Here is a 22,694-nt window from a genome sequence, read left to right as displayed (position 1 = left end):
GCAGTTGACTTTTAATCAATTGGTCGCAGGTTCGAATCCTGCACGACCCACCAATGTAAAAAAGCGCCCTAAAGGCGCTTTTTTGCTATCTGCGATTCAAAAGATTCGAACCTGCTGCAGGTTCGAGTCGACAAAATTGTCGGGAACAATTTTGTACAACGCGTAGCGTTGCCCGAAGGGCGAGTCTCAGGATGAGACGAGTAGCGAAGAGAGACAACGGAGCCGCCTGCGGCGACGGCCCGAAGGGCAAGCGAAGCGAGTCATCCTGCACGACCCACCAATGTAAAAAAGCGCCCTAAAGGCGCTTTTTTACTATCTGCAATATACGAAACCGGCACAGGCCTTCATCTTGCTATCCGGCACTGACCATCAATTCACCAGCGCCGCTACCAGCTTCTCCAGCGCGGGCGTCGCCTGTTGTTGGTCATAGACAATATACAAGTCAGCGGGTATGCGCTCTTCCAGCGGACGAAACACAACGCCCGGCCAGGTCATTTGCGCATAGCTATCGGCGATGAGCGTAATACCAATTCCCATGCTGACCATAGCCAGTACCGTTTGCGGCTCCATCACTTCACGGATAATCATCGGCAAGAATCCGGCACTCTGACAGACGCGCTGCAAAAACGTCCAGTCGGTATGTATTGAAGGCATCGTAACAAAATATTCGTTACGCAGCGCCGCAAGCGGGATCGCCTCAAGCATCGCCAGCGGATGCTCCTCCGGCATGGCCACCAGAAAAGAGGACTCGTGCAAACGCAGGCTGGTAAATCCTGGCGTAGGCGCTGTCGCCATCCGCCACACGCCGGCATCCAGCTCCCGTCGCTCCAGCATCGCCATCTGCATGGCGGGCATGTTCTCGCGGAAAAGCACCTCTACGTTAGGGTTCTCTTTCAAAAAACGCCGCATTACCGGGCGCATTTTCCCCCACATCGCCGTACCTATCACGCCCAGTTCTACCCTCCCCGCCTCACCCCGGCCAATCTGCTCAACTCGCGCCAGCGCCTGATTGGCGCTGGAAAGCAGGCGGCGGGACTCCTCCATCAGAATTTTTCCAGCATGGGTCAACGCCACGCTACGAGAGTGGCGAACAAACAGCAGCGTACCGAGCTGCTGCTCCAGCTCCTTGATGTGGATACTAAGCGGCGGTTGCGACATGTTCAGACGGGCAGCTGCACGACCAAAATGCAGCTCTTCTGCAACAGCCAGAAAATAGCGCAATAATTTCAGATCGATACGATGCGTGCGTTCCATGGGACATGCGCTCCTGAGGCGAAGGATAATGCGCAAAGTTACCACACTGCATCCTGGAAAATGAAACGGCGGAGTATAAACTCCGCCGCTGAAGAAGATTAATGCGTCAGCGCTTTGTTGATAAGTTTCTCAGGCTCATGTTGATAGCGGAAGAACAGGGCAAAAATAACCGCCAGCAGTAATGAATAGGCGGCGAACACCAGCCAGATAGTCTGCCAGTCTTTTACGCCATCAATAGAGAAGTAATCAACGGCCATACCGCTCAGAACTGAACCAACCCATGCTCCAATGCCGTTCACCATGGTCATAAATAGGCCCTGGGCGCTGGCGCGAATATTGGCACTGACCTCCTGCTCAACAAATACCGATCCAGAAATATTAAAGAAGTCGAATGCGCAGCCGTAAACAGTCATCGACATCAGCAGCAACACAAAACCGAACGGAGAGGGATCGCCAAAAGCGAAAAGGCCAAAGCGCAGCGTCCATGCCAGCATACTCATCAGCATGACTGTTTTGATGCCAAAGCGTTTAAGAAAGAACGGTATGGTGAGGATGAAAGCGACCTCCGCCATCTGCGACACCGAAAGCAAAATTGAGGGATAACGTACGACAAAGCTGTCGGCAAACTCCGGATTGCGGGCAAAATCATGCAGGAAAGGATTACCGAAGACGTTAGTTATTTGCAGTACCGCTCCCAGCATCATCGCAAAAAAGAAGAAAATGGCCATCCGCGGATTTTTAAATAACACAAAGGCATCCAGCCCCAGCCGGCTGGCCAGGGTGGTTCCGGCTTTCTTCTCGACGACAGGAATTTTCGGTAACGTAAATGCATAAATCGCCAGTAATAGCGACGCGGCAGAGGCGATATATAGCTGTGCGCTGCTTAACTCCAGCCCCATCAGGCTCACCGTCCACATTGCGGCAATAAAACCGAGAGTGCCAAAAACGCGAATGGGAGGAAACGCGGTCGCCGGATCCTGGCCGGACTGCGACAGACATGAATAGCAGACGCTGTTAGACAAGGAGATAGTGGGCATGTAGACCATCGCGTTAATGAGCATCACCCAGAACATCGTATCCGGATCGGTCACGGTCGTCGCATAAAGAAGCACTCCCGCGCCAACCAAATGGCAGAACATATAGGCCCGTTCTGCACGAAGCCATTTATCAGCAATGATCCCCATGATGCCGGGCATGATAATGGCCGCCAGCCCCTTAGAGCTATACACCATGCCGACGTTTGCGCCGGTGAAATGCAGCGTATTGATCATGTAAGAACCCAGGGTGACCAGCCAGCTTCCCCAGATAAAATATTGCAAAAACGACATGAGCTTTAAGCGAGAAGCGATACCCATTTTTTCCGTTCCTTGCCATTAAAGTAAGACCCCGCAAGCGGGGTCAATATTTATTATTTTCAGGCCAGTTTGCGTAAGAAGCCGCAGATCAGGTTGATAAAGTTCTGCCGGGAGAGTTCGGCCGCTGCCAGGGTTTGCGCGTGGGATAACTTCACATCGCCCAGACCTTCAGCCAGATTAGTAATCGCTGCAACAGCCACCACTTTCAACCCGCAATGGCGGGCGCTTATCACCTCCGGCACCACGGACATCCCCACCACATCGCCGCCGATAATTTGCATCATGCGGATCTCAGCCGCCGTTTCAAAATTCGGCCCGGGATAGGAGACAAATACGCCTTCAGTCAGCGGAAAACCCTCCTCTGCCGCAACGCGCTGCAGAACGGCGCGATAATCCGCATCATAGGCATTTGCCAGCGAGAAAAAGCGCTCGCCGAAGCGTTCATCATTCAGGCCCACCATCGGCGTACCCGGCATAGTATTAATATGATCGCTCAGCGCCACCAGACTTCCCGGCCCCACTTCCGGACGAAGAGAACCGGCTGCGTTAGTACAAAACAGCAGTTCACATCCCAGAAGCTTTAGCGTACGGATGGCATCGGTCATGACCGTCATGCCGCGCCCTTCGTAGAAGTGCCCGCGCCCCTTCATGCAGGCAACCGGTACGCCAGCCAGGTTTCCCAACACCAGCTCGCCGGCATGGCCGTGAACGGTACTCACCGGGAATCCAGGCAGCTTCTCGTATGAAATTGCCACTGCATCTTCAATTTGCTCCGCTAGCGCCCCAAGACCCGAACCAAGAATAAAAGCTACCCGCGGCATAAAGTCCGGCTTATGTCCGCGAATGATGTCTGCGCTATACCATGGGTTCTGTGAAAAAAGCGTGTCGCTCATAAGCTGTCCTTAGAAACTGAAGAATCGATAAGTTAATTGGCTACCATGATGTTATAACGAGGGTACGCAATCGATTACCAATACAGTTTTCCCGGACGTTCGATATCAAAAAGCTATTGATTTCATTTCTGATACAAGGGGTCATTCTCGCGCAAAGCGGTCAGCTGGCCAGCCTGATGCCGCACCACCTCCCACAGCGCTTCTGCGGCAGTTGAAAGCGAGCGATTTTTACGCCGCGCCAGCATCAGCTGACGCTCCACCACCGGAGTGAGTCGTTTCACCTGCAAATGGCTGCCCTGAGGAAGCGGCAGCGCTAATGCGGGTAAAATACTGATACCTATCCCCGACTCAACCATCGGAAATAGCGTGGCCGGATGACCGATTTCCTGCACGATATTCGCTTTAACGGCAAATCCCGAGAGCGCGGCGTCAATCAGCGGACGACTACCAGAAGCATAATCCTGCAGAACCAGCCGCTGCTGCTGGAGGTCTTGCCAGTTCACCGCGCTCCGTCCGGCAAAAGGGTGATCGCTACGGCAAAGCAACAGAAAAGGTTCGGCGAGCACCGTCTCACACTGTAAATCGGTAGCAGCGCCAGGATCGATCACAATGCCAAAATCCACTTCCCCCTGGCGGATACTCTCCAGCACCCACTGCTGGGGGCGGTCGTGTAGTACGAAATCGATTTCCGGATAACGACGGTTGCTGTCGGCAATGCACTGCGGGATAAGATGGGCGGAAATAGTCTGGCTGGCCGCCACCCGGACGGTTCCCATCAGCTGCTGCCCGACGCGTCCGGCCTCTCGCAGCGTGCCGTTTAGTTCATCCAACAGACGCTCAAGCCGGGCCGCGAGCTGCTGGCCGGCCTCCGTAAGCACCACTTCGCGCGTCGTTCGGTCAAGCAAGCGTACCCCGGTCTGATGCTCCAGCTCTTTGACGCTATGGCTTACCGCTGACTGGCTAAGGCCAATACTCTCCCCTGCCCGGCTAAAGCTTTTGACGCGAGCAACGGTCACAAAAACCTTCAACTGTCGTAGCGAGTAATTCATCTCTTTTTTTCATGAATAGATGCAATAAATCGATTTTATTTCTCAAACTAAAGAAAGCACAATAGCGACATCGATTTTCAGGAGCGTTTATGAAATTTTTCCGCATTCTTGATCCATTCACCCTAACGTTAGTCACCGTCGTCCTGCTGGCCTCTTTTTTTCCTGCTCGCGGCGGATTTGTCCCCTTCTTTGAGCATTTAACTACCGCCGCCATCGCGCTGCTGTTCTTTATGCACGGCGCCAAACTCTCGCGTGAGGCGATCGTTGCCGGAGGAAGCCACTGGCGTTTACATCTCTGGGTCATGTGCAGCACGTTTATCGTTTTTCCCGTGCTTGGCGTGTTGTTTGCCTGGTGGGCGCCTGTCAACGTCGATCCGGCGCTATACACCGGGTTTATTTATCTCTGCATTCTGCCAGCCACCGTCCAGTCGGCCATCGCGTTTACTTCCCTGGCGGGCGGTAACGTGGCGGCAGCAGTATGCTCGGCCTCGGCCTCAAGCCTGCTGGGGATCTTTATTTCGCCTTTGCTGGTCGGCCTGCTGATGAATCTGCACGGCGCGGGCGGGAGTCTGGAGCAGGTTGGTAAAATCATGCTGCAGCTGCTGCTGCCGTTTGTGCTGGGGCATCTCTCTCGCCCGTGGATTGGCAACTGGGTGACAAAACATAAAAAGTGGATCTCAAAAACCGATCAGACCTCTATCCTGCTGGTCGTTTATTCGGCATTCAGCGAGGCAGTCGTGAACGGTATCTGGCACAAAGTGGGTATCGGATCGCTGCTGTTCATCGTTATTGTCAGCATCGTGCTGCTGGCAATTGTGATAGCTATTAACGTGTTTGTAGCGCGCAGGTGTGGGTTTAATAAAGCGGATGAAATTACGATTGTCTTCTGCGGGTCGAAAAAGAGCCTGGCGAACGGCATTCCAATGGCCAATATTCTCTTCCCGACTTCAATCCTGGGGATCATGGTGCTGCCGCTGATGATCTTCCATCAGATTCAGCTCATGGTGTGCGCAGTGCTGGCGAGGCGCTATAAGCGCCAGGCCGAAGCATTGCAGGCGCAGGAAAAAACCGCGCCTCCGAAGCTTAACGCGGACGCTTAAGGGGCTGGACCAGACCGGTCAGCCCCTCTGTTTTAATCAACAGGGTTAATGCCATCAGTTCGCCGAGATGCCCGGCAGGAAATTGATCCTTACGGGCAAACCACAGCAGATACTCTTCCGGCACATCAATTAATCGACGGCCTTTGTACTTGCCAAACGGCATTTCCGTATTGGCAATTTCAATAAGCTGCTCTTTATCCACGCGACTCTCCGAGCAGGCGCAGCATTTCGTCTTCATCGATTACCGCAATTCCCAGCTCCTGCGCTTTAGCGAGCTTAGAACCCGCAGCCTCCCCGGCGATAACCAGGTCGGTTTTCTTCGACACGCTGCCCGCAACCTTCGCGCCCAGCGCAACCAGCTGCGCTTTCGCATCATCACGAGAGAGCTGGCTCAGGCTACCGGTCAGAACAATCGTTTTTCCGGCGAACGGGCTATCAATCTCTTCAGCATTGACCACCACCGGCGCAGGCCAGCGGACGCCCTCTTTACGCAGCTGAGCGATAACTTCGCGGTTGCTCTCTTCGGCAAAGAAATTACGCACGTGCGTGGCGACGACAATCCCGACATCCGGCACTTTTTGCAGATCGTCAATCGAGGCCTGCTCAAGCGCCTCAATAGTGCCAAAGTGGGCCGCTAAACCGGCTGCCGTCGCCTCACCCACTTCACGGATCCCCAGCGCATAAAGAAAACGAGCGAAGGTGGTCTCTTTTGACTTCTCCAGGGCATCCACGATGTTCTGCGCTGATTTTGGCCCCATGCGATCGAGCCCGGTGAGTTTACCCGGCGTCAGCTGAAAGAGATCGGCTGGCGTGTGCACATACTCTTTTTCTACCAGCTGATCGATGATTTTATCGCCCATACCATCGACGTCCAGAGCGCGACGGGAGACAAAATGCTTGAGCGACTCTTTGCGCTGCGCGCCGCAGATCAATCCGCCGGTACAGCGCGTTACCACTTCGCCTTCAACGCGTTCGACGTCGGAGTGGCATACCGGACAATGGGTTGGGAACACGATTTCCCGCGTCTCTTCCGGGCGTTCTGAGAGCACAACGTTCACGACCTGGGGAATCACATCTCCGGCACGACGAATAACTACCTTATCGCCGATGCGCAGTCCCAGGCGCTCGATTTCATCGGCATTGTGGAGGGTCGCGTTGCTGACCAGTACTCCGGCGACGTGTACCGGCTCAAGACGCGCAACCGGCGTGATGGCGCCGGTTCGCCCGACCTGAAACTCAACGTCGCGCACGAAAGTCATCTGCTCCTGCGCCGGAAACTTAAACGCCACCGCCCAGCGCGGCGCGCGTGCTACGAAGCCAAGCTGTTCCTGTAACGCAAGCGAATCGACTTTGATCACCACTCCGTCGATATCAAATCCCAGATTCGGTCGATCTTCTTCCACCTTGCGATAGTAAGTAAGCACTTCCTCTGGCGTATGGCAGAGTTTTACGCGCTCGCTGACCGGCAGCCCCCAGAACTTAAACTGCTGCAAGCGTGCAGAGTGGCTGGCCGGCAGCTCGCCGCCTTCCAGCACGCCCACGCCATAGCAAAAGAAAGTGAGCGGACGCTTCGCGGTAATCCGCGGATCGAGCTGACGTAAAGAACCTGCTGCGGCGTTACGCGGGTTAGCAAAGACTTTCCCCCCGGTTCGCCGGGCCTCTTCATTAATTTTTTCGAACCCTGCCTGCGGCAGAAACACCTCTCCGCGAACCTCAAGCCGCTGCGGAATATTGTCGCCGCGTAGCTTCAGGGGGATCGCGCGGATGGTACGCACGTTGCAGGTAATATCTTCACCGGTCGTTCCATCTCCGCGGGTCGCCGCCTGTACCAGCAAGCCGTTCTCATAGAGGATACTGACCGCCAGGCCATCCAGCTTGAGCTCGCAGCAGTAGGTAAGATCATCACTATTTTTCAGACGGTCCTGCACCCGCTTGTTAAACGCGAGGAAACTCTCCTCATCAAAGACGTTATCGAGCGACAGCATCGGAACTTCATGGCGGATCTGGCTAAAGGAGGCTAGCGGTGCGGCGCCGACGCGCTGGGTGGGCGAGTCTGGGGTGATCAGCTCCGGGTGCTGAGCTTCCAGCTCGCGCAGTTCACGCATTAACCGGTCGTATTCCGCATCAGGAATTTCCGGCGTATCCATGACGTGGTAGAGATATTCATGATGGCGAAGCGTGGTTCGCAGTTCAGTCAGTTTTTGTTCGTTCGATTCCATATCACACCATCAATGATAAAAAACCCCCGACGGGCGGGGGTTCAGGATAAGTAGATTAAACGCAAAAAGCGGGATCAGGCGTTCGCCTCTTTTACTTCACGAATGCGATCCTGATATTCACGCAGTTTTTGCGGCGTCATCATACGACGCTGGTCGTCCAGCACCACGCCACCGACTTCATCGGCGATGTACTGCGCGGACTGCAGCATCAGCTTAAAGTTTTGCAGTTCATCGCCAAAGGACGGAACCTGCATAAAGATAGTCACCCCAGGGGTCATCATATCCGCCATGCTGTCCGGATTAAAGGTGCCAGGTTTGACCATATTCGCCAGACTGAAAAGCACCTGGCCGCTACCGTCCGGGCTCAGGTGACGATGGAAAATATTCATATCGCCAAATTTGAAGCCCGCCTGCTGGATACTGTTGATGAGCAGCTCGCCGTTAAGCTGCGAGCCATGATGCGCGGCGACGTTCATCACGATGACCGTCTCCTTGCGCTCTTTAGGCTGCGGCGCTGCCGGCTGCGGCTCAGGGGCCGGAGGTTCAGGCGTCGGCTGCGGCTGCGGAGCGGCAACAGGCTGCTGTTGAACCGGCTGCTGCACATGCTGCTGTGGCTGCGGCGATTGCTGTGGCTGCGTTTGCGGCGGCTGCTGGGGCTGCACGGGCTGTGTCACCGGCTGCTGCGTCGGCGCGGCATAATGCGGTTGCTGAACCGGAGCCTGAGGGTGAACCGGCTGCTGATGCGGCTGCTGCGCTGCACGGGCAGGCTCTTCCGGGCGCACAGGCTGCTGCGCCTGACGCTCATAAGGAGGCTGATACTGGTGCTGCGGCGGCTGACGAGGTGCTTCATGCTCCCCATGAACGCCGTTCGGCGCATGACTCACCCGATGAACCCGGACTTCACCAACGCCTTCAACATCGTCATCAAAGTCGTCGCCTTCCGACTCTTCATCGTCGCGAGACTTCATACGTTTCAGTGGGCGATCGCGAAACATCGAGGAACGTTCTTTACGGCTGGTCCAAAAACCGTGCACCAGTAAAGCGATTATGGCGATCGCGCCAACAATGATTAATATCAGACGCAAATCCTGCATCATTATATTCTCTGTTGTTCTAACACCTTGCCACCACGGCAAACATTTACTCACTAAGAGTATTTGCCGATTACATCAAGTGCAAGTGCGTCTGGGGCTTTCACTACATAAAGATGAACTAAATCGTGCTTTTTGCTGTTTTTTCGAACATTTCCTAACTGGTTATTGTCGGCTAACCCGATAAAATAGCCCGACATTCAGCCTGGATGTTAAAAAAGGAGTATCACCTGACTATGGTTTCATCATCCGTAACGACCCCGCGCAGTGGCGTCTACTATTTTTCGCAGGGTTGGAAGCTGATCGGGCTGCCGGGGATCCGTCGATACGTCTTCCTCCCTCTACTCGTCAACATCGTGCTGATGGGTGGCGCATTCTGGTGGTTGTTCACGCGACTGGATAGCTGGATCCCTTCTTTGATGAGCCATGTTCCTGAATGGCTGCAATGGCTTAACTATCTGCTGTGGCCCATCGTCGTCATTTCTATTCTGCTGGTGTTCGGCTACTTCTTCTCGACTATCGCCAACTGGATTGCCGCGCCCTTTAGCGGCCTTCTGGCCGAGCAGCTTGAGGCGCGTCTGACTGGCGCGACGCCGCCGGACGTCGGAATTTTCGGTATCCTGAAAGATGTGCCGCGCATCATGAAGCGCGAGTGGCAGAAGTTTGCCTGGTATCTGCCGCGGGCGATCGTCCTTTTGCTTCTCTATTTTATTCCCGGTTTCGGCCAGACCGTCGCCCCGGTGCTGTGGTTCCTGTTCAGCGCCTGGATGCTGGCGATTCAATACTGCGATTATCCTTTTGATAACCATAAAGTGCCGTTTAAAACCATGCGCCAGGCGCTACGCACCCGCAAAGTCACCAACATGCAGTTTGGCGCTCTGACCAGCCTGTTTACCATGATCCCGGTGCTCAACCTCGTGATCCTGCCCGTCGCAATTTGCGGCGCGACGGCGATGTGGGTTGATTGCTACCGTGACAAACACGCGATGTGGAAATAGCGCTATCTTGTTCGGAGCGGCTTATGCCGCTCCTTATTACTTCTGGCTTGCCATTATTTCCCTTCCGAATATAGATATGCTAAATCCTTACTTCCGCATATTCTTTAAGCGGGTATGCTGAAGCCGTACTCCCAAATTTCATACAGTTAAGGACAGGCCATGAGTAAGATTTTTGAAGACAACTCCCTGACTATCGGCCATACGCCGCTGGTACGACTGAACCGCATCGGTAACGGGCGCATCCTGGCAAAGGTAGAATCACGTAACCCGAGCTTTAGCGTAAAATGCCGTATCGGTGCCAATATGATTTGGGATGCCGAAAAACGCGGCGTGCTGAAACCCGGCGTTGAGCTGGTAGAACCTACCAGCGGTAATACTGGTATCGCGCTGGCCTACGTGGCGGCGGCGCGCGGTTACAAATTGACGCTGACGATGCCCGAGACGATGAGCATCGAACGCCGTAAACTGCTGAAGGCGCTGGGTGCCAATCTGGTTCTGACCGAAGGCGCAAAAGGCATGAAGGGCGCCATCCAGAAGGCCGAAGAGATCGTCGCCAGCAATCCGGAGAAATTCCTGCTGCTGCAGCAGTTTAGCAACCCGGCCAACCCGGAAATTCACGAAAAAACCACCGGCCCGGAAATCTGGGAAGATACTGATGGTCAGGTCGATGTCTTTATCTCCGGCGTCGGTACCGGCGGTACGCTGACCGGCGTGAGCCGCTATATCAAAGGCACCAAAGGTAAAAAAGATCTGATTACCGTTGCCGTAGAACCTACCGATTCCCCGGTTATCGCCCAGGCGCTGGCAGGCGAAGAGCTTAAGCCCGGCCCGCATAAAATTCAGGGTATTGGCGCAGGCTTCATTCCCGGCAACCTGGATTTGAAACTGGTTGATAAAGTGGTAGCGATCACCAACGAGGAGGCGATCTCCACCGCACGCCGTCTGATGGAAGAGGAAGGCATTCTGGCTGGTATCTCTTCCGGCGCCGCCGTTGCCGCTGCGCTGAAGCTGCAGGAGGATGAATCCTTTACCAACAAGAATATTGTGGTTATCCTACCCTCTTCAGGTGAGCGCTATTTAAGCACTGCATTGTTTGCGGATCTGTTCACAGAGAAAGAACTGCAACAGTAATGCCAGCTTGTTAATATCGTGTAAAAAAGCACCTTTTCAGGTGCTTTTTTGTGGCGTACATCAAACTTTTACCCCTCCTGGCATTGATTCACTTCGTTGGGTCTGGTATTTAACCAGCACATTTATTTCGATGCGCGAAATTATTCCGATTGGGATTTCCATAAGCTGAATCGATTTTATGATTTGGTTCAAGTCTTCCTTTAGCGGCATAATGTTTAATGACGTGGTAGACGTTAACGGCCTGAAGGTTTCCACAGCGATTCTCAGCTGCTGGTGCCGAAGCCGGACACGTAATGCCGGCGCTAACGATACAGGCTAAAGTTTGGCCGTTAGGCTAAACTTTAGGTCCACAACACTAAACCTATAAGTTGGGGAAATATAATGTTCCAGCAAGAAGTTACTATTACCGCTCCGAACGGTCTGCACACCCGCCCTGCTGCTCAGTTTGTTAAAGAAGCAAAAGGCTTCACTTCTGAGATCACTGTAACCTCCAACGGCAAAAGCGCCAGCGCCAAAAGCCTGTTCAAACTGCAGACTCTGGGCCTGACCCAGGGTACCGTTGTAACTCTCTCTGCCGAAGGCGAAGATGAGCAAAAAGCAGTTGAGCATCTGGTTAAACTGATGGCTGAACTCGAGTAAGTTCACGGGTTCTTTTTAATATCAGTCACAAGTAAGGTAGGGTTATGATTTCAGGCATTTTAGCATCCCCGGGTATCGCTTTCGGCAAGGCTCTTCTGCTGAAAGAAGATGAAATTGTCATCGACCGGAAGAAAATTTCTGCCGATAAGGTTGATCAGGAAGTTGAACGTTTTCTGAACGGCCGCACCAAGGCCTCCGCCCAGCTGGAGGTCATCAAAACCAAAGCTGGTGAAACTTTCGGTGAAGAAAAAGAAGCCATCTTCGAAGGGCACATCATGCTGCTGGAAGATGAGGAGCTTGAGCAGGAAATCATAGCCCTGATTAAAGATAAGCACATGACTGCCGATGCGGCAGCCAATGAAGTTATCGAAGGTCAGGCTACTGCCCTGGAAGAACTGGACGATGAATACCTGAAAGAGCGTGCTGCTGACGTACGCGACATCGGTAAGCGCCTGCTGCGCAACATTCTCGGCCTGGCCATCATCGATCTTAGCGCAATTCAGGATGAAGTTATCCTGGTTGCCGCAGACCTCACCCCGTCTGAAACCGCACAGTTGAACCTGAACAAGGTGCTGGGCTTTATCACCGACGCGGGCGGCCGTACTTCCCACACCTCCATCATGGCGCGTTCTCTGGAACTGCCGGCCATCGTGGGCACCGGTAGCGTCACAAGCCAGGTGAAAAACGGCGATTATCTGATTCTCGACGCTGTAAATAACCAGGTTCTGGTTAACCCGAGCGACCAGCAGATCGAAGAGCTGCGTAACCTGCAGGCTCAGGTTGCTGAAGAGAAAGCTGAACTGGCTAAGCTGAAAGACCTGCCGGCAATTACGCTGGACGGCCATCAGGTTGAAGTTTGCGCCAATATCGGTACCGTACGCGACGTTGAAGGTGCCGAGCGTAACGGCGCAGAAGGCGTTGGTTTATATCGTACTGAATTCCTGTTCATGGACCGTGATTCGCTGCCAACTGAAGAAGAACAGTTCGCGGCTTATAAAGCGGTTGCCGAAGCATGCGGCTCTCAGGCCGTTATTGTTCGTACCATGGACATCGGCGGCGACAAAGAGCTGCCGTACATGAACTTCCCGAAAGAAGAGAACCCGTTCCTCGGCTGGCGCGCCGTGCGTATCGCCATGGATCGCAAAGAAATTCTGCGCGACCAGGTACGTGCCATCCTGCGCGCCTCTGCTTTCGGTAAACTGCGCATCATGTTCCCGATGATCATCTCTGTTGAAGAAGTGCGTGCACTGAAAAAAGAGATCGAAATCTACAAGCAGGAACTGCGCGACGAAGGTAAAGCATTTGACGAAGCAATCGAGATTGGCGTAATGGTGGAAACCCCTGCCGCTGCGACTATTGCACGTCACTTAGCCAAAGAAGTTGATTTCTTTAGTATCGGTACCAATGATTTAACGCAGTATACTCTGGCAGTTGACCGTGGTAATGATATGATTTCACATCTTTACCAGCCAATGTCCCCGTCTGTGCTGACGCTGATTAAGCAAGTTATTGATGCTTCTCATGCTGAAGGCAAATGGACCGGCATGTGCGGTGAGCTTGCGGGCGATGAACGTGCTACACTTCTGTTGCTGGGTATGGGTCTGGACGAGTTCTCTATGAGCGCCATTTCCATCCCGCGCATTAAGAAGATTATTCGTAACACGAACTTCGAAGATGCGAAGGTATTAGCAGAGCAGGCTCTTGCTCAACCGACAACGGACGAGTTAATGACGCTGGTTAACAAGTTCATTGAAGAAAAAACAATCTGCTAATTCACGAGATGCGCGGCCCAAATTACTGCTTAGGAGAAGATCATGGGTTTGTTCGATAAATTGAAATCTCTGGTTTCTGATGACAAAAAAGACACCGGAACTATTGAGATTGTTGCCCCGCTCTCTGGCGAGATCGTCAACATCGAAGACGTGCCGGATGTAGTGTTTGCGGAAAAAATTGTGGGTGATGGCATTGCTATCAAACCTACTGGCAACAAAATGGTTGCGCCGGTAGATGGTACCATCGGTAAAATTTTTGAAACCAACCATGCGTTTTCAATCGAATCTGATAGCGGCATCGAGCTGTTCGTTCACTTCGGTATTGATACCGTTGAACTGAAAGGCGAAGGCTTCAAACGTATCGCTGAAGAAGGCCAGCGTGTGAAAGTCGGCGACCCGGTTATCGAATTCGATCTGCCGCTGCTGGAAGAGAAAGCCAAGTCTACCCTGACTCCGGTTGTTATCTCTAACATGGACGAGATCAAAGAGCTGATCAAACTGTCCGGTAGCGTAACCGTGGGTGAAACTCCGGTTATCCGCATCAAGAAGTAATTCTTGCCGCAGAAGAATGGCGCCTCTCAGGGCGCCATTTTTTTATCTCGCCGCTTTGAATGGCCGATAGCACTTCTCCCGCGAAAGTATTTTCATCCCCTCAGGGCCGCTTTCCAGAATCCGCTTCTCGCTGTCAGAAACCTGTAAATCACACTGATATCCGCCAACGGCGCCAAATAGCGACCCCACTTCGCAAACATCCTCCAGCGCTTCGCTGCCGGTCGTCTCAAAATGGCCGACGACTCTTCCCTGCTGACGAACCACTAAACGATAGCTCTTCATATCCCCTCCCCTGACGGCGGAAGAATAAGCTCGTCGCAGCCCTGTTCATCGGTCCAGGTCATTACCGCCAGCACCCGCTGCGCGGCGGCATGAGCGGCATCACCCAGCGGTATTCCGCACACCAGGCCGCTCGCCAGCTCGGCGCAAAAAAGATCGCCCGTTCCCTTAAGGTCGGTTTCTACGCGCGGATGTTCGATCACCTCGACCGACTCTGCGCTAACCACCAGCACGTTGATCGTGGCGCTATCCGCTCCCGGCGCGCTGGTAATAACGACCCATTTCAACGAATCAGAGAGCAGGCTGCGGGCGGCGATAATCGCCTCCTGCTGATTATGGCAAGGCAGTCCGCTTAGCGTCTCCAGCTCAAACAGATTAGGCGTGATTCCCTGCGCCAAGGGGAGCAAATGAGTACGATAGGCTTCCGGAATCTCGGCCTTAACATAAATACCGCTATCCACATCGCCAATGACGGGATCAACGAGAATACACAGCTCGGGATGATGCTCGCGAATGCGCTGCAGCCATTGCGCAAGGCGCTTAATCTGCACCGCGCTTCCCATATAGCCGGTCGTGACCGCCCGCAACTCGCGCAGGGCGTCACGCTCCTCCAGCGCCTTTAAATAACCGGCAAACCACTCTTCCGGGATGACGCCGCCATAGTAGGTGTCATAGTGCGGAGTATTGCTGAACAGCACCGTCGGTACCGCGATAACCCGCAGGCCGTGCTGCTTTATCGCCGGTATCGCAATACTGTTTCCTACGCTGCCGTAGACCACCTGCGACTGCACGGCCACGATATCGACCTGTAGTGCCCGACTTTTATCGTTGAAGAGCACCGATTGTATTTCATCCTGCTGGCCCATCCTTTCTCCCCCCGCTGGACAGCGGGTCATACTCTGATTATCATTCGTCCTATGCTAAATTTCATTTTGTCATAGGTCAATAATGATCGTTGGAAAAACTGCCAGTGAGATCTTCGATAATATCCGCCATCTGGTGCAAAGCGGCGTACTCAAACCTGGCGATGTTTTGCCGCCGGTACGCGAACTGGCTGGCAAGCTGTCGGTTAACCGCAATACGGTCGCCGCCGCCTATAAGCGACTGGTGACCTCCGGTCTGGCCATTAGCCAGGGGCGTAACGGTACGGCCATTAAGACGCATAATACGCTTCCCGCCCTTGAAGGTGGCGATCCCTCTTCGCCGCTAAAAGATATCTCCAGCGGCAACCCCGATCCCACGCGCCTGGCGAACGTCAAAAACTACCTCAGCGCTATCGCCGCCGCTCCACGCCTGTACGGCGATGCGGCGGTTGACCCACGGCTGGCCGCGTGGGCCCATGCCTGGATGAGCAAAGATTCAGGCGTGGACGCGGAGATTAACCTCGCCAGCGGCGCTATTGATGCGCTCGAACGTCTGCTGTGCGCCCTGCTGCTGCCGGGCGATAGCGTGGCTATCGAAGATCCCTGCTTTCTCAGCAGCATTAATATGCTGCGCTATGCCGGCTTTACCCCCTCGCCGGTGCCGGTCGACGCTGAAGGCATGCAGCCTGATGCCCTTGAGGAGGCGCTGCGCAACGGCGCCCGGGCGGTGATCATCACCCCGCGAGCGCATAATCCGACGGGCTGTAGCCTTAGCGAGCCCCGCGCCCGGGCGATACGCGATATCCTGGCCCGCTATCCGCAGGTTCTGGTGATTATTGATGACCATTTCGCCCTGCTCTCCTCAACGCCCTGGCACTCTCCGCTGGCCGCCGAAAGCCGGCGCTGGGCGCTGGTACGCTCGCTGTCGAAAACCCTTGGGCCGGACATGCGTCTGGCTATCGTTGCCAGCGATTGCGAAACGTCGGCGGCGCTGCGCCTGAGGCTTAATTCCGGTAGCCAGTGGGTCAGCCATCTGCTGCAGGATCTGGTCATCGCCTGCCTTAACGATGACGCATTTATGGCATCGCTGACGGAGAGTCGTCGCCACTATCGTCGGCAACATGAAAAGCTGATCGCCGCGCTCGCTCGCTGCGGAATAACCTACCTGACGCCAGGAGACGGCCTGAACTTTTGGTTTCCGCTGGAGGAACCAAGCCAGCCGGTAGCGCTTCGCCTGGCGCATGCTGGCTGGCTGGTCCGCGAAGGCGAAACGTTCGGAATTCGCGCCCCTTCACACGGGCTGCGGCTGTCACTTGCTACGCTCAGCGATGAAGAAATTAATAAGCTCGCCAGTGACTTATGTCAGATATTACAACAACAGTGACGGGAGTTAACGCTCTGCAGATCCACTTTATCGTCCATGAAGTCTTTGAAGCGCCGGGAGCTTATCTGCACTGGGCGCAGGCGCGCGGTTACGATACCAGCTGGTCGCGGGTTTATGCCGGGGATGCGCTACCGGAAAATGCTAACGCCTTTGATATGCTGGTAGTGCTGGGCGGCCCGCAATCTCCGCGTACCACCCTAGCCGAATGCCCATATTTTGATACCCACGCCGAGCAGCGTTTGATTGCGCAGGCCATTGCCGCCGGGCGGATCGTGGTGGGGATTTGTCTCGGTTCGCAGCTTATCGGCGAAGCGCTGGGCGCGCCGGTCATGCAAAGTCCGGAAAAAGAGATTGGCCACTTTCCGATAACGCTCACCACCGCCGGCCTGCAGGACGGCAAACTGGCCCATTTTGGCCCGTCGCTGGTCGTGGGCCACTGGCATAACGATATGCCTGGCCTGACGCCGGAAGCGGAGGTGCTGGCCTCCAGCGAAGGCTGCCCGCGGCAAATTGTGAAATATCGCGATCGGGTTTATGGCTTCCAGTGCCATATGGAATTTGACGCTGAGGTCATCGAACTGCTGATCGCCCATTCACAGCAGGAGCTCAGCGCCGCCAGAGGCAGACGCTTCATCCGCAGCGAACAGGAGATGCGCGCCTGGGATTACCGCGAAATGAATCAGAAGCTGTGGACATTCCTTGATAAGCTGACGGAAAAGTAAGCAAAATGCTTTTATTAAAGCCCGATAATTTAAGGATCGCCTGAAATGCACAATCCCAATCCGCAGCTTAAAGCCGCCATTGAAGCCTGCGATCGCGCTATCTCCCAGGAAGATTACGCGACGTTGATGGAGTATTACGCCGCCGACGCCGCGCTGGTGGTCAAACCGGGCATGGTCGTCAAGGGGAAAGAAAATATCCGTAAAGCGTTTATCGCCATTGCCGACTATTTCCAGCACCGGCTGGTGGTAACGCAGGGGAAAATGGAGATTATTGAAGGCGGCGGCAATGCGCTGGTGATCATGGAGACCCGGCTGGATATCCCGACAGCGGAAGCCGGGATAACTCAGGTTACGCGCCGCGCAACCTACGTCTTTCGGCAGCAGGGCGAGCGCTGGCTGTGTACCGTTGATAACTCTTACGGTACGGATCTGCTCGACGCGCCCGAAGTTTAAATTCCCGCGCCCTGGGTAAAGTGCTCTTCGCCAAATACGCCGGTCGAAAGGTAGCGATCGCCGCGATCGCAAACGATCGCTACCACTACCGCGCCAGGATTTTCACGGGCAATGCGTAGCGCGCCCGCCACCGCGCCGCCTGAACTCACGCCGCAGAAAATCCCTTCCTGCACCGCCAGCATCCGCATGGTGTTTTCCGCGTCCTGTTGATGAATATCCAGCACCGCATCCACCAGCTGCGCATTAAAAATCCCCGGCATATATTCGGCAGGCCAGCGGCGAATGCCGGGAATACTGCTGCCCTCTTCCGGCTGCAGCCCCACGATGCTCACCGCTTTAGCCTGTTCGCGCAGAAAGCGGGAAACGCCGGTAATGGTGCCGGTGGTGCCCATGCTGGAGACAAAATGGGTTATCCGCCCTTCTGTCTGCCGCCAGATTTCCGGTCCGGTAGTGGTGTAGTGGGCATAGGGATTATCCGGATTGTTGAACTGGTCCAGCAGCTTGCCTTCACCGCGCTGGGCCATCGCCAGCGCCAGATCGCGAGCCCCTTCCATTCCCTGCTCTTTGGTGACCAGGATCAGCTCCGCCCCATAGGCGCGCATGGCCGCACGTCGCTCCTGGCTCATATTATCTGGCATCAGCAGCTTCATCTGATAGCCTTTAAGCGCGGCGATCATCGCCAGCGCAATGCCGGTATTGCCGCTGGTTGCTTCAATCAATACATCGCCGGGCTTAATTTCGCCGCGCTTTTCCGCTTCGACAATCATCGAAAGCGCGGCGCGATCTTTTACCGAACCGGCCGGGTTATTCCCTTCCAGTTTAACCCAGATTTCGCTGCCGTTATCTGGTCCCAGACGCTGTAGCTTCACCAGAGGCGTGTTGCCGATTGTTTGTTCTAATGTATTCACGGTTTTGCCCAATAAAAAGGCCGGGAAGCGTTTACCCGGCCTGCAAACATCCCCGGATGGCGACGCAAGCGTCTTATCCGGGCTACCCAATCCTGCCGTTGCGAAAACGGCGATAAACATGCGGATTAAGCTATCAGGCCGATTCGGCCAGAGCAAGCTCCTCGCGCGGCTCAATACGCTCACGACCGTTGTACAGGCGGGCATTCTGCAAGCCGACAAACAGGCGTTCCCCGCGATACGGCGCCTCTTCGCCCTGATACACCACGGTGAGCGGTTCGTCATACCACCCGAGAGGCTGCACAACTAATTGGGTGTAGTGGCCTTTCGGGCTCGCTTCCAGCACCTGTACCGGCAACGGTGAATCCAGGCTGGTGCGCCGGCTGATATCCACTTCCCACGGCCGCAGGAACAGATCCACCGGCCCCTGATACGCCGGGGTATAGCCTAACGGCCAGCGATGCGCGCCCACGTGAAACTGTCCGCCGCGAATGGTGCCTTTCAGGCGGTTCACTTCGCCCATAAATTCCAGTACAAAGCGGGTTGCCGGCTCGCGCCATACCCGATCGGGCGCATCCGCCTGTTCAATATTGCCCTGGCTCATCACCACCACGCGATCCGCGACTTCGGTCGCCTCTTCCTGATCGTGGGTAACGAATACGCTGGTAAACTTTAGCTCTTCATGCAGCTGACGCAGCCAGCGTCTCAGTTCTTTACGTACCTGGGCATCCAGCGCGCCGAAGGGCTCATCCAGCAGCAGAATTTGCGGTTCGACCGCCAGCGCGCGCGCTAACGCGACGCGCTGCTTCTGTCCGCCGGAAAGCTGGGCCGGATAGCGATCGGCCAGATGCGCCAGCTGAACCATCTCCAGCAGTTTGGTAACTTTCGCTTTGATCCCGGCGGCATTTGGCCGTTCACGCTTAGGCAGCACCGTCAGGCCGAAGGCAATGTTGTCGAACACCGTCATATGACGAAACAACGCATAGTGCTGAAAAACAAAGCCAACTTTACGGTCGCGAGCGTGCACCCGGCTGACGTCGGTACCGTGAAAACGAATGTGCCCGCTGGACTGATTCTCCAGCCCGGCAATGATGCGCAGCAGCGTGGTTTTCCCGGAGCCTGACGGCCCCAACAGCGCGACCATCTGTCCGGAAGGGATATCCAGTGAGATATCATTCAGCACCTGGGTGCGACCAAAAGACTTCTTAATATTGGCAATCTCAATGCTCATGATTTCCCTCCAGTTGCGCGCGTTTTTCCTGATTGGCCAAACGCCATTGCACCATACTCTTCAAAAACAGGGTCAAAATAGCCATTAACGTCAGCAGAGCCGCGGCGGTAAACGAACCAACGGTATTGTAGTCCTGCTCCAGTAGTTCTATTTGCAGCGGCAGCGACAAGGTTTCGCCGCGGATAGAGCCGGAAACAACCGATACGGCGCCGAATTCGCCGATCGCGCGGGCGTTAGTCAGCACCACGCCATACAGCAGCGCCCAGCGGATGTTTGGCAGCGTCACCCGACGGAACATCTGCCAGCCCGACGCGCCGAGCAGAATCGCCGCTTCATCCTCATTACTGCCCTGGCTCATCATCACCGGCACCAGCTCGCGAACCACAAACGGACAGGTCACAAAAATGGTCGCCAGCACCATACCGGGCCAGGCAAACATAATCTGTAGGTTATGCTCATCCAGCCAGCCGCCAAGCGGGCCATTAGAGCCATAAAACAGCAGATAAACCAGCCCCGCCACCACCGGCGAGACGGCAAACGGAATATCCAGCAACGTCAGCAGCAGCTGGCGGCCGGGAAAGTTAAAACGCGTCACCAGCCATGCCAGCAGCGTGCCAAACACCAGATTCACCGGCACGGTAATTAAGGCGATCATCACCGTCAGCCAGATGGCGTGCAGCATGTCCGGATCGGCCAGGTTATGCAGCACCGGCATCAGACCTTTGCTGAAAGCCTGCACGAAGATATAGACCATCGGTACAATCAGGATAAAGGCGGAAACCAGCATCCCGATACCGATCAAAAACCATTTCCCCCAGTTAATGCGGGGGGCGTCATAACGCTTTAATTGAGCAACGATCGCCATTAATGACCTACCACGCGTCGACCAAAGCGACTTTGCAGGGTGTTGATTGAGAACAGCAGCAGTAACGATGCCGCGAGGATCACCGAAGCAATCGCGCTGGCGGCAGGGTAATCAAACTCCTGCAAACGAATAAAAATCATCAGCGAGGTCACTTCCGTTTTCCACGCGATGTTACCGGCGATAAAAATAACCGCGCCGAACTCTCCCAGGCTGCGGGTAAACGACAGCGCGACGCCGGCCATCAGCGCAGGTGAAAGCTCCGGCAGCACCACTTTGCGAAAGCTCTGCCAGCGCGTCGCGCCCAGGGTTTCCGCCGCCTCTTCATATTCCGGCCCCAGCTCTTCCAGTACCGGCTGCACCGTACGAACCACAAACGGAATACTGGTAAAGGCCATCGCCACGGCGATACCCAGCCAGGTATAGGTCACTTTAATATCAAGCTTCGCCAGCCATTCACCGTAAAAGCCGTTGACGGAGAACAGCGAGGCCAGCGTCAGGCCCGCCACCGCCGTCGGTAGCGCAAACGGCAGATCCATCAGCGCGTCCAGCAACGTGCGCCCCGGAAAGCGGTAGCGCGTGAGGATCCACGCCATCAGCAGGCCAAATACGCCGTTAAAGATCGACGCCACAAAGGCCGACAGCAGGGTGACTTTATAAGCGGCTACCACCTGCGGGTTGCTGATCACATCCCAGTATTGACTCCAGGTCATTTCCGCGAGCTGCATCACCAGCGCGCTCAGCGGCAGCAGCAGAATTAAGCACACGAACAGCAGGCTGGTGCCGAGGCTCAGGGTAAAGCCCGGCAGCACGCGCTTTGAGGCAACAGCAAACATTACTTACGCCCCGCCGCCAGCAGTTTGTCCAGCTCACCGCCGCTGGCAAAGTGGGTTTTCATCACTTCCGGCCAGGAGCCAAACTGGTCCTCCACGCGGAACAGCTCGGTCTGCGGGAATTTATCTTTCAGCGAATCCATCACCTTCGGGTTGTTCACGCGATAGTAATAGTCGGTGATGATCGTCTGCGCCTGCGGGCTGTAGAGCCAGTTCAGATAGGCTTTCGCCGCTTTCTCCGTTCCGTTAGCCTGAACGTTTTTATCTACCCAGGCCACCGGGAATTCGGCCAGGATATTGGTCTTCGGGATAACCACTTCAAATCCCTGATCTTCGTACTGTTTACGGATGTTGTTCACTTCCGATTCGAAGCTGATCAGCACATCGCCCAGACCGCGCTCGGCGAAGGTCGTGGTAGCCCCGCGACCGCCGGTATCAAACACTTCGACGTTTTTCAGGAACTGGGTCATGAACTGCTCGGTTTTCGCTTTATCGCCGCCGTCAGCCTTGTCCGCCGCGCCCCACGCCGCTAAATAAGTGTAACGCGCGTTGCCGGAGGTTTTTGGGTTCGGGAAAATCAGCTTCACGTCGGAACGCACGAGGTCATTCCAGTCGTGGATATTCTTCGGGTTGCCTTTACGCACCAGGAAGCCCATGGTGGAGTAAAACGGCGAGCTGTTATTCGGCAGACGGCTTTGCCAGTCGGCGGGAATCAGTTTGCCTTTGTCGTGCAGAATCTGTACGTCGGTCACCTGATTGTAGGTCACCACGTCGGCCTTAAGCCCCTGCAGAATCGCCAGCGCCTGTTTTGATGACCCGGCATGAGATTGTTTAATCGTCAGCTTATCGCCGCCGTTATCTTTCGCCCACTGCTGTTCAAACTGCGGGTTAAGGGCGGCAAACAGCTCGCGGGAAACATCGTAGGAGCTGTTCAGCAGTTCCGTCGCCTGCGCCTGCGCAACCAGCAGCACAGAAGCAGCCAGCGCCAGATATCCTTTTTTCAGTGATTTAACGGCCATTGCGCACCCTTATCAATATGATGATTTTCTGCTGATCATCATATTTATAACGGCTATGAAAGGAGTAACGGTTTTATATACCGTTTGGCG

The 22,694-nt window shown here is 55.0% G+C and carries 23 protein-coding genes; 9 read left to right on the top strand and 14 right to left on the bottom strand.

The genetic code is table 11. From position 1 onward, the window contains the following. Window positions 1-369 precede the first annotated feature (369 nt). From ABLV12_RS19545 to ABLV12_RS19530, 4 genes are all read right to left on the bottom strand, one after another. On the bottom strand, window positions 370-1,254 hold the full coding sequence (locus ABLV12_RS19545) for a LysR family transcriptional regulator (RefSeq protein ID WP_004104318.1): 885 nt from the start codon (window positions 1,252-1,254) through the stop codon (window positions 370-372). 98 nt (window positions 1,255-1,352) lie between these two features. Next, on the bottom strand, window positions 1,353-2,609 hold the full coding sequence (locus tag ABLV12_RS19540) for a nucleoside permease (protein ID WP_348867237.1): 1,257 nt from the start codon (window positions 2,607-2,609) through the stop codon (window positions 1,353-1,355). 59 nt (window positions 2,610-2,668) lie between these two features. Continuing rightward, on the bottom strand, window positions 2,669-3,502 hold the full coding sequence (gene xapA, locus ABLV12_RS19535; RefSeq protein WP_004104320.1) for a xanthosine phosphorylase: 834 nt from the start codon (window positions 3,500-3,502) through the stop codon (window positions 2,669-2,671). A 122-nt stretch (window positions 3,503-3,624) separates the two neighbouring features. Further along, window positions 3,625-4,551 (bottom strand): LysR family transcriptional regulator, encoded by a 927-nt coding sequence (locus tag ABLV12_RS19530; RefSeq protein WP_004114320.1) that lies wholly within the window; start codon window positions 4,549-4,551, stop codon window positions 3,625-3,627. Window positions 4,552-4,640: 89 nt separating this feature from the next. Between ABLV12_RS19530 and ABLV12_RS19525 the strand changes: the two genes are divergently transcribed. Next, window positions 4,641-5,651, top strand: a complete 1,011-nt coding sequence (locus tag ABLV12_RS19525) for a bile acid:sodium symporter family protein (protein ID WP_064398173.1) — start codon at window positions 4,641-4,643, stop codon at window positions 5,649-5,651. On the opposite strand, the gene ABLV12_RS19520 is transcribed toward ABLV12_RS19525, so the two are convergent. The 3 genes from ABLV12_RS19520 to zipA all read right to left on the bottom strand — a co-directional run bounded on the left by ABLV12_RS19520 (window position 5,635) and on the right by zipA (window position 8,967). Then, the gene (locus tag ABLV12_RS19520) at window positions 5,635-5,853 is read right to left on the bottom strand and encodes a DUF3820 family protein (protein WP_004104331.1); all 219 of its coding nucleotides are present in this window, start codon (window positions 5,851-5,853) and stop codon (window positions 5,635-5,637) included. The two genes, ABLV12_RS19525 and ABLV12_RS19520, sit on opposite strands and share 17 nt — an antisense overlap. Further along, a complete protein-coding gene (gene ligA / locus ABLV12_RS19515; RefSeq protein WP_064398171.1) occupies window positions 5,846-7,870 on the bottom strand; it encodes an NAD-dependent DNA ligase LigA in 2,025 nt (674 codons plus the stop codon). Before ligA ends, ABLV12_RS19520 begins: the two co-directional genes overlap by 8 nt. A 74-nt stretch (window positions 7,871-7,944) precedes the next feature. Next, window positions 7,945-8,967: a cell division protein ZipA gene (gene zipA / locus ABLV12_RS19510; protein ID WP_348867236.1), complete on the bottom strand. Its 1,023-nt coding sequence runs from the start codon at window positions 8,965-8,967 to the stop codon at window positions 7,945-7,947. 230 nt (window positions 8,968-9,197) lie between these two features. Between zipA and cysZ the strand changes: the two genes are divergently transcribed. The 5 genes from cysZ to crr all read left to right on the top strand — a co-directional run bounded on the left by cysZ (window position 9,198) and on the right by crr (window position 14,053). Then, window positions 9,198-9,959: a sulfate transporter CysZ gene (cysZ, locus tag ABLV12_RS19505; RefSeq protein ID WP_004104334.1), complete on the top strand. Its 762-nt coding sequence runs from the start codon at window positions 9,198-9,200 to the stop codon at window positions 9,957-9,959. A 159-nt stretch (window positions 9,960-10,118) separates the two neighbouring features. Beyond that, complete coding sequence (gene cysK, locus ABLV12_RS19500) at window positions 10,119-11,090, top strand: cysteine synthase A (protein WP_004104335.1); 972 nt, start codon at window positions 10,119-10,121, stop codon at window positions 11,088-11,090. Window positions 11,091-11,471: 381 nt separating this feature from the next. Then, complete coding sequence (gene ptsH, locus ABLV12_RS19495; protein ID WP_002913505.1) at window positions 11,472-11,729, top strand: phosphocarrier protein Hpr; 258 nt, start codon at window positions 11,472-11,474, stop codon at window positions 11,727-11,729. Window positions 11,730-11,773: 44 nt separating this feature from the next. After that, complete coding sequence (gene ptsI / locus ABLV12_RS19490) at window positions 11,774-13,501, top strand: phosphoenolpyruvate-protein phosphotransferase PtsI (protein ID WP_004104336.1); 1,728 nt, start codon at window positions 11,774-11,776, stop codon at window positions 13,499-13,501. 42 nt (window positions 13,502-13,543) lie between these two features. Further along, window positions 13,544-14,053 carry a PTS glucose transporter subunit IIA gene (crr, locus tag ABLV12_RS19485; protein WP_000522253.1) on the top strand — a complete coding sequence of 170 codons (510 nt, stop codon included), beginning with the start codon at window positions 13,544-13,546 and terminating at the stop codon, window positions 14,051-14,053. A gap of 42 nt (window positions 14,054-14,095) precedes the next feature. On the opposite strand, the gene ABLV12_RS19480 is transcribed toward crr, so the two are convergent. Together ABLV12_RS19480 and pdxK are read right to left on the bottom strand one after the other, a co-directional pair. Further along, on the bottom strand, window positions 14,096-14,335 hold the full coding sequence (locus ABLV12_RS19480) for a hypothetical protein (protein WP_004104337.1): 240 nt from the start codon (window positions 14,333-14,335) through the stop codon (window positions 14,096-14,098). Continuing rightward, window positions 14,332-15,198: a pyridoxine/pyridoxal/pyridoxamine kinase gene (gene pdxK / locus ABLV12_RS19475; RefSeq protein WP_004114329.1), complete on the bottom strand. Its 867-nt coding sequence runs from the start codon at window positions 15,196-15,198 to the stop codon at window positions 14,332-14,334. The genes ABLV12_RS19480 and pdxK overlap by 4 nt, the downstream gene beginning before the upstream one ends. A gap of 82 nt (window positions 15,199-15,280) precedes the next feature. On the opposite strand from pdxK, the gene ptsJ reads away from it, so the two are divergent. From ptsJ to ABLV12_RS19460, 3 genes are read left to right on the top strand one after another with little or no spacing between them, the layout of a single operon-like run. Beyond that, window positions 15,281-16,579, top strand: coding sequence for a transcriptional regulator PtsJ (gene ptsJ / locus ABLV12_RS19470; protein ID WP_064398165.1), 1,299 nt, complete (start codon window positions 15,281-15,283; stop codon window positions 16,577-16,579). Between the two features lie 14 nt (window positions 16,580-16,593). Continuing rightward, window positions 16,594-17,301: a type 1 glutamine amidotransferase gene (locus tag ABLV12_RS19465; RefSeq protein ID WP_004104342.1), complete on the top strand. Its 708-nt coding sequence runs from the start codon at window positions 16,594-16,596 to the stop codon at window positions 17,299-17,301. A 45-nt stretch (window positions 17,302-17,346) separates the two neighbouring features. After that, window positions 17,347-17,754 (top strand): nuclear transport factor 2 family protein, encoded by a 408-nt coding sequence (locus ABLV12_RS19460; protein WP_064398162.1) that lies wholly within the window; start codon window positions 17,347-17,349, stop codon window positions 17,752-17,754. Here the strand turns inward: ABLV12_RS19460 and cysM are convergent. The 5 genes from cysM to cysP all read right to left on the bottom strand — a co-directional run bounded on the left by cysM (window position 17,751) and on the right by cysP (window position 22,604). Continuing rightward, window positions 17,751-18,662, bottom strand: a complete 912-nt coding sequence (cysM, locus tag ABLV12_RS19455; RefSeq protein WP_026056015.1) for a cysteine synthase CysM — start codon at window positions 18,660-18,662, stop codon at window positions 17,751-17,753. The genes ABLV12_RS19460 and cysM overlap by 4 nt on opposite strands. 133 nt (window positions 18,663-18,795) lie before the next feature. Then, complete coding sequence (gene cysA, locus ABLV12_RS19450; RefSeq protein ID WP_004104347.1) at window positions 18,796-19,890, bottom strand: sulfate/thiosulfate ABC transporter ATP-binding protein CysA; 1,095 nt, start codon at window positions 19,888-19,890, stop codon at window positions 18,796-18,798. After that, window positions 19,880-20,755, bottom strand: coding sequence for a sulfate/thiosulfate ABC transporter permease CysW (gene cysW / locus ABLV12_RS19445; protein WP_004104348.1), 876 nt, complete (start codon window positions 20,753-20,755; stop codon window positions 19,880-19,882). Before cysW ends, cysA begins: the two co-directional genes overlap by 11 nt. Further along, entirely contained in the window at window positions 20,755-21,588 is an 834-nt protein-coding gene (gene cysT, locus ABLV12_RS19440) for a sulfate/thiosulfate ABC transporter permease CysT (RefSeq protein ID WP_004104350.1), read from the bottom strand. The genes cysW and cysT overlap by 1 nt, the downstream gene beginning before the upstream one ends. Next, window positions 21,588-22,604, bottom strand: coding sequence for a thiosulfate/sulfate ABC transporter substrate-binding protein CysP (gene cysP / locus ABLV12_RS19435; protein WP_004104352.1), 1,017 nt, complete (start codon window positions 22,602-22,604; stop codon window positions 21,588-21,590). Before cysP ends, cysT begins: the two co-directional genes overlap by 1 nt. Window positions 22,605-22,694: the final 90 nt, after the last annotated feature.

Origin of the sequence: Klebsiella sp. CN_Kp100 (assembly GCF_040065315.1) — a bacterium.
Classification (GTDB): Bacteria; Pseudomonadota; Gammaproteobacteria; order Enterobacterales; family Enterobacteriaceae; genus Klebsiella; species Klebsiella oxytoca.
The sequence above is the reverse complement of the archived record's forward strand: the minus strand, read 5'-3'. Positions and strand labels throughout refer to the sequence as shown.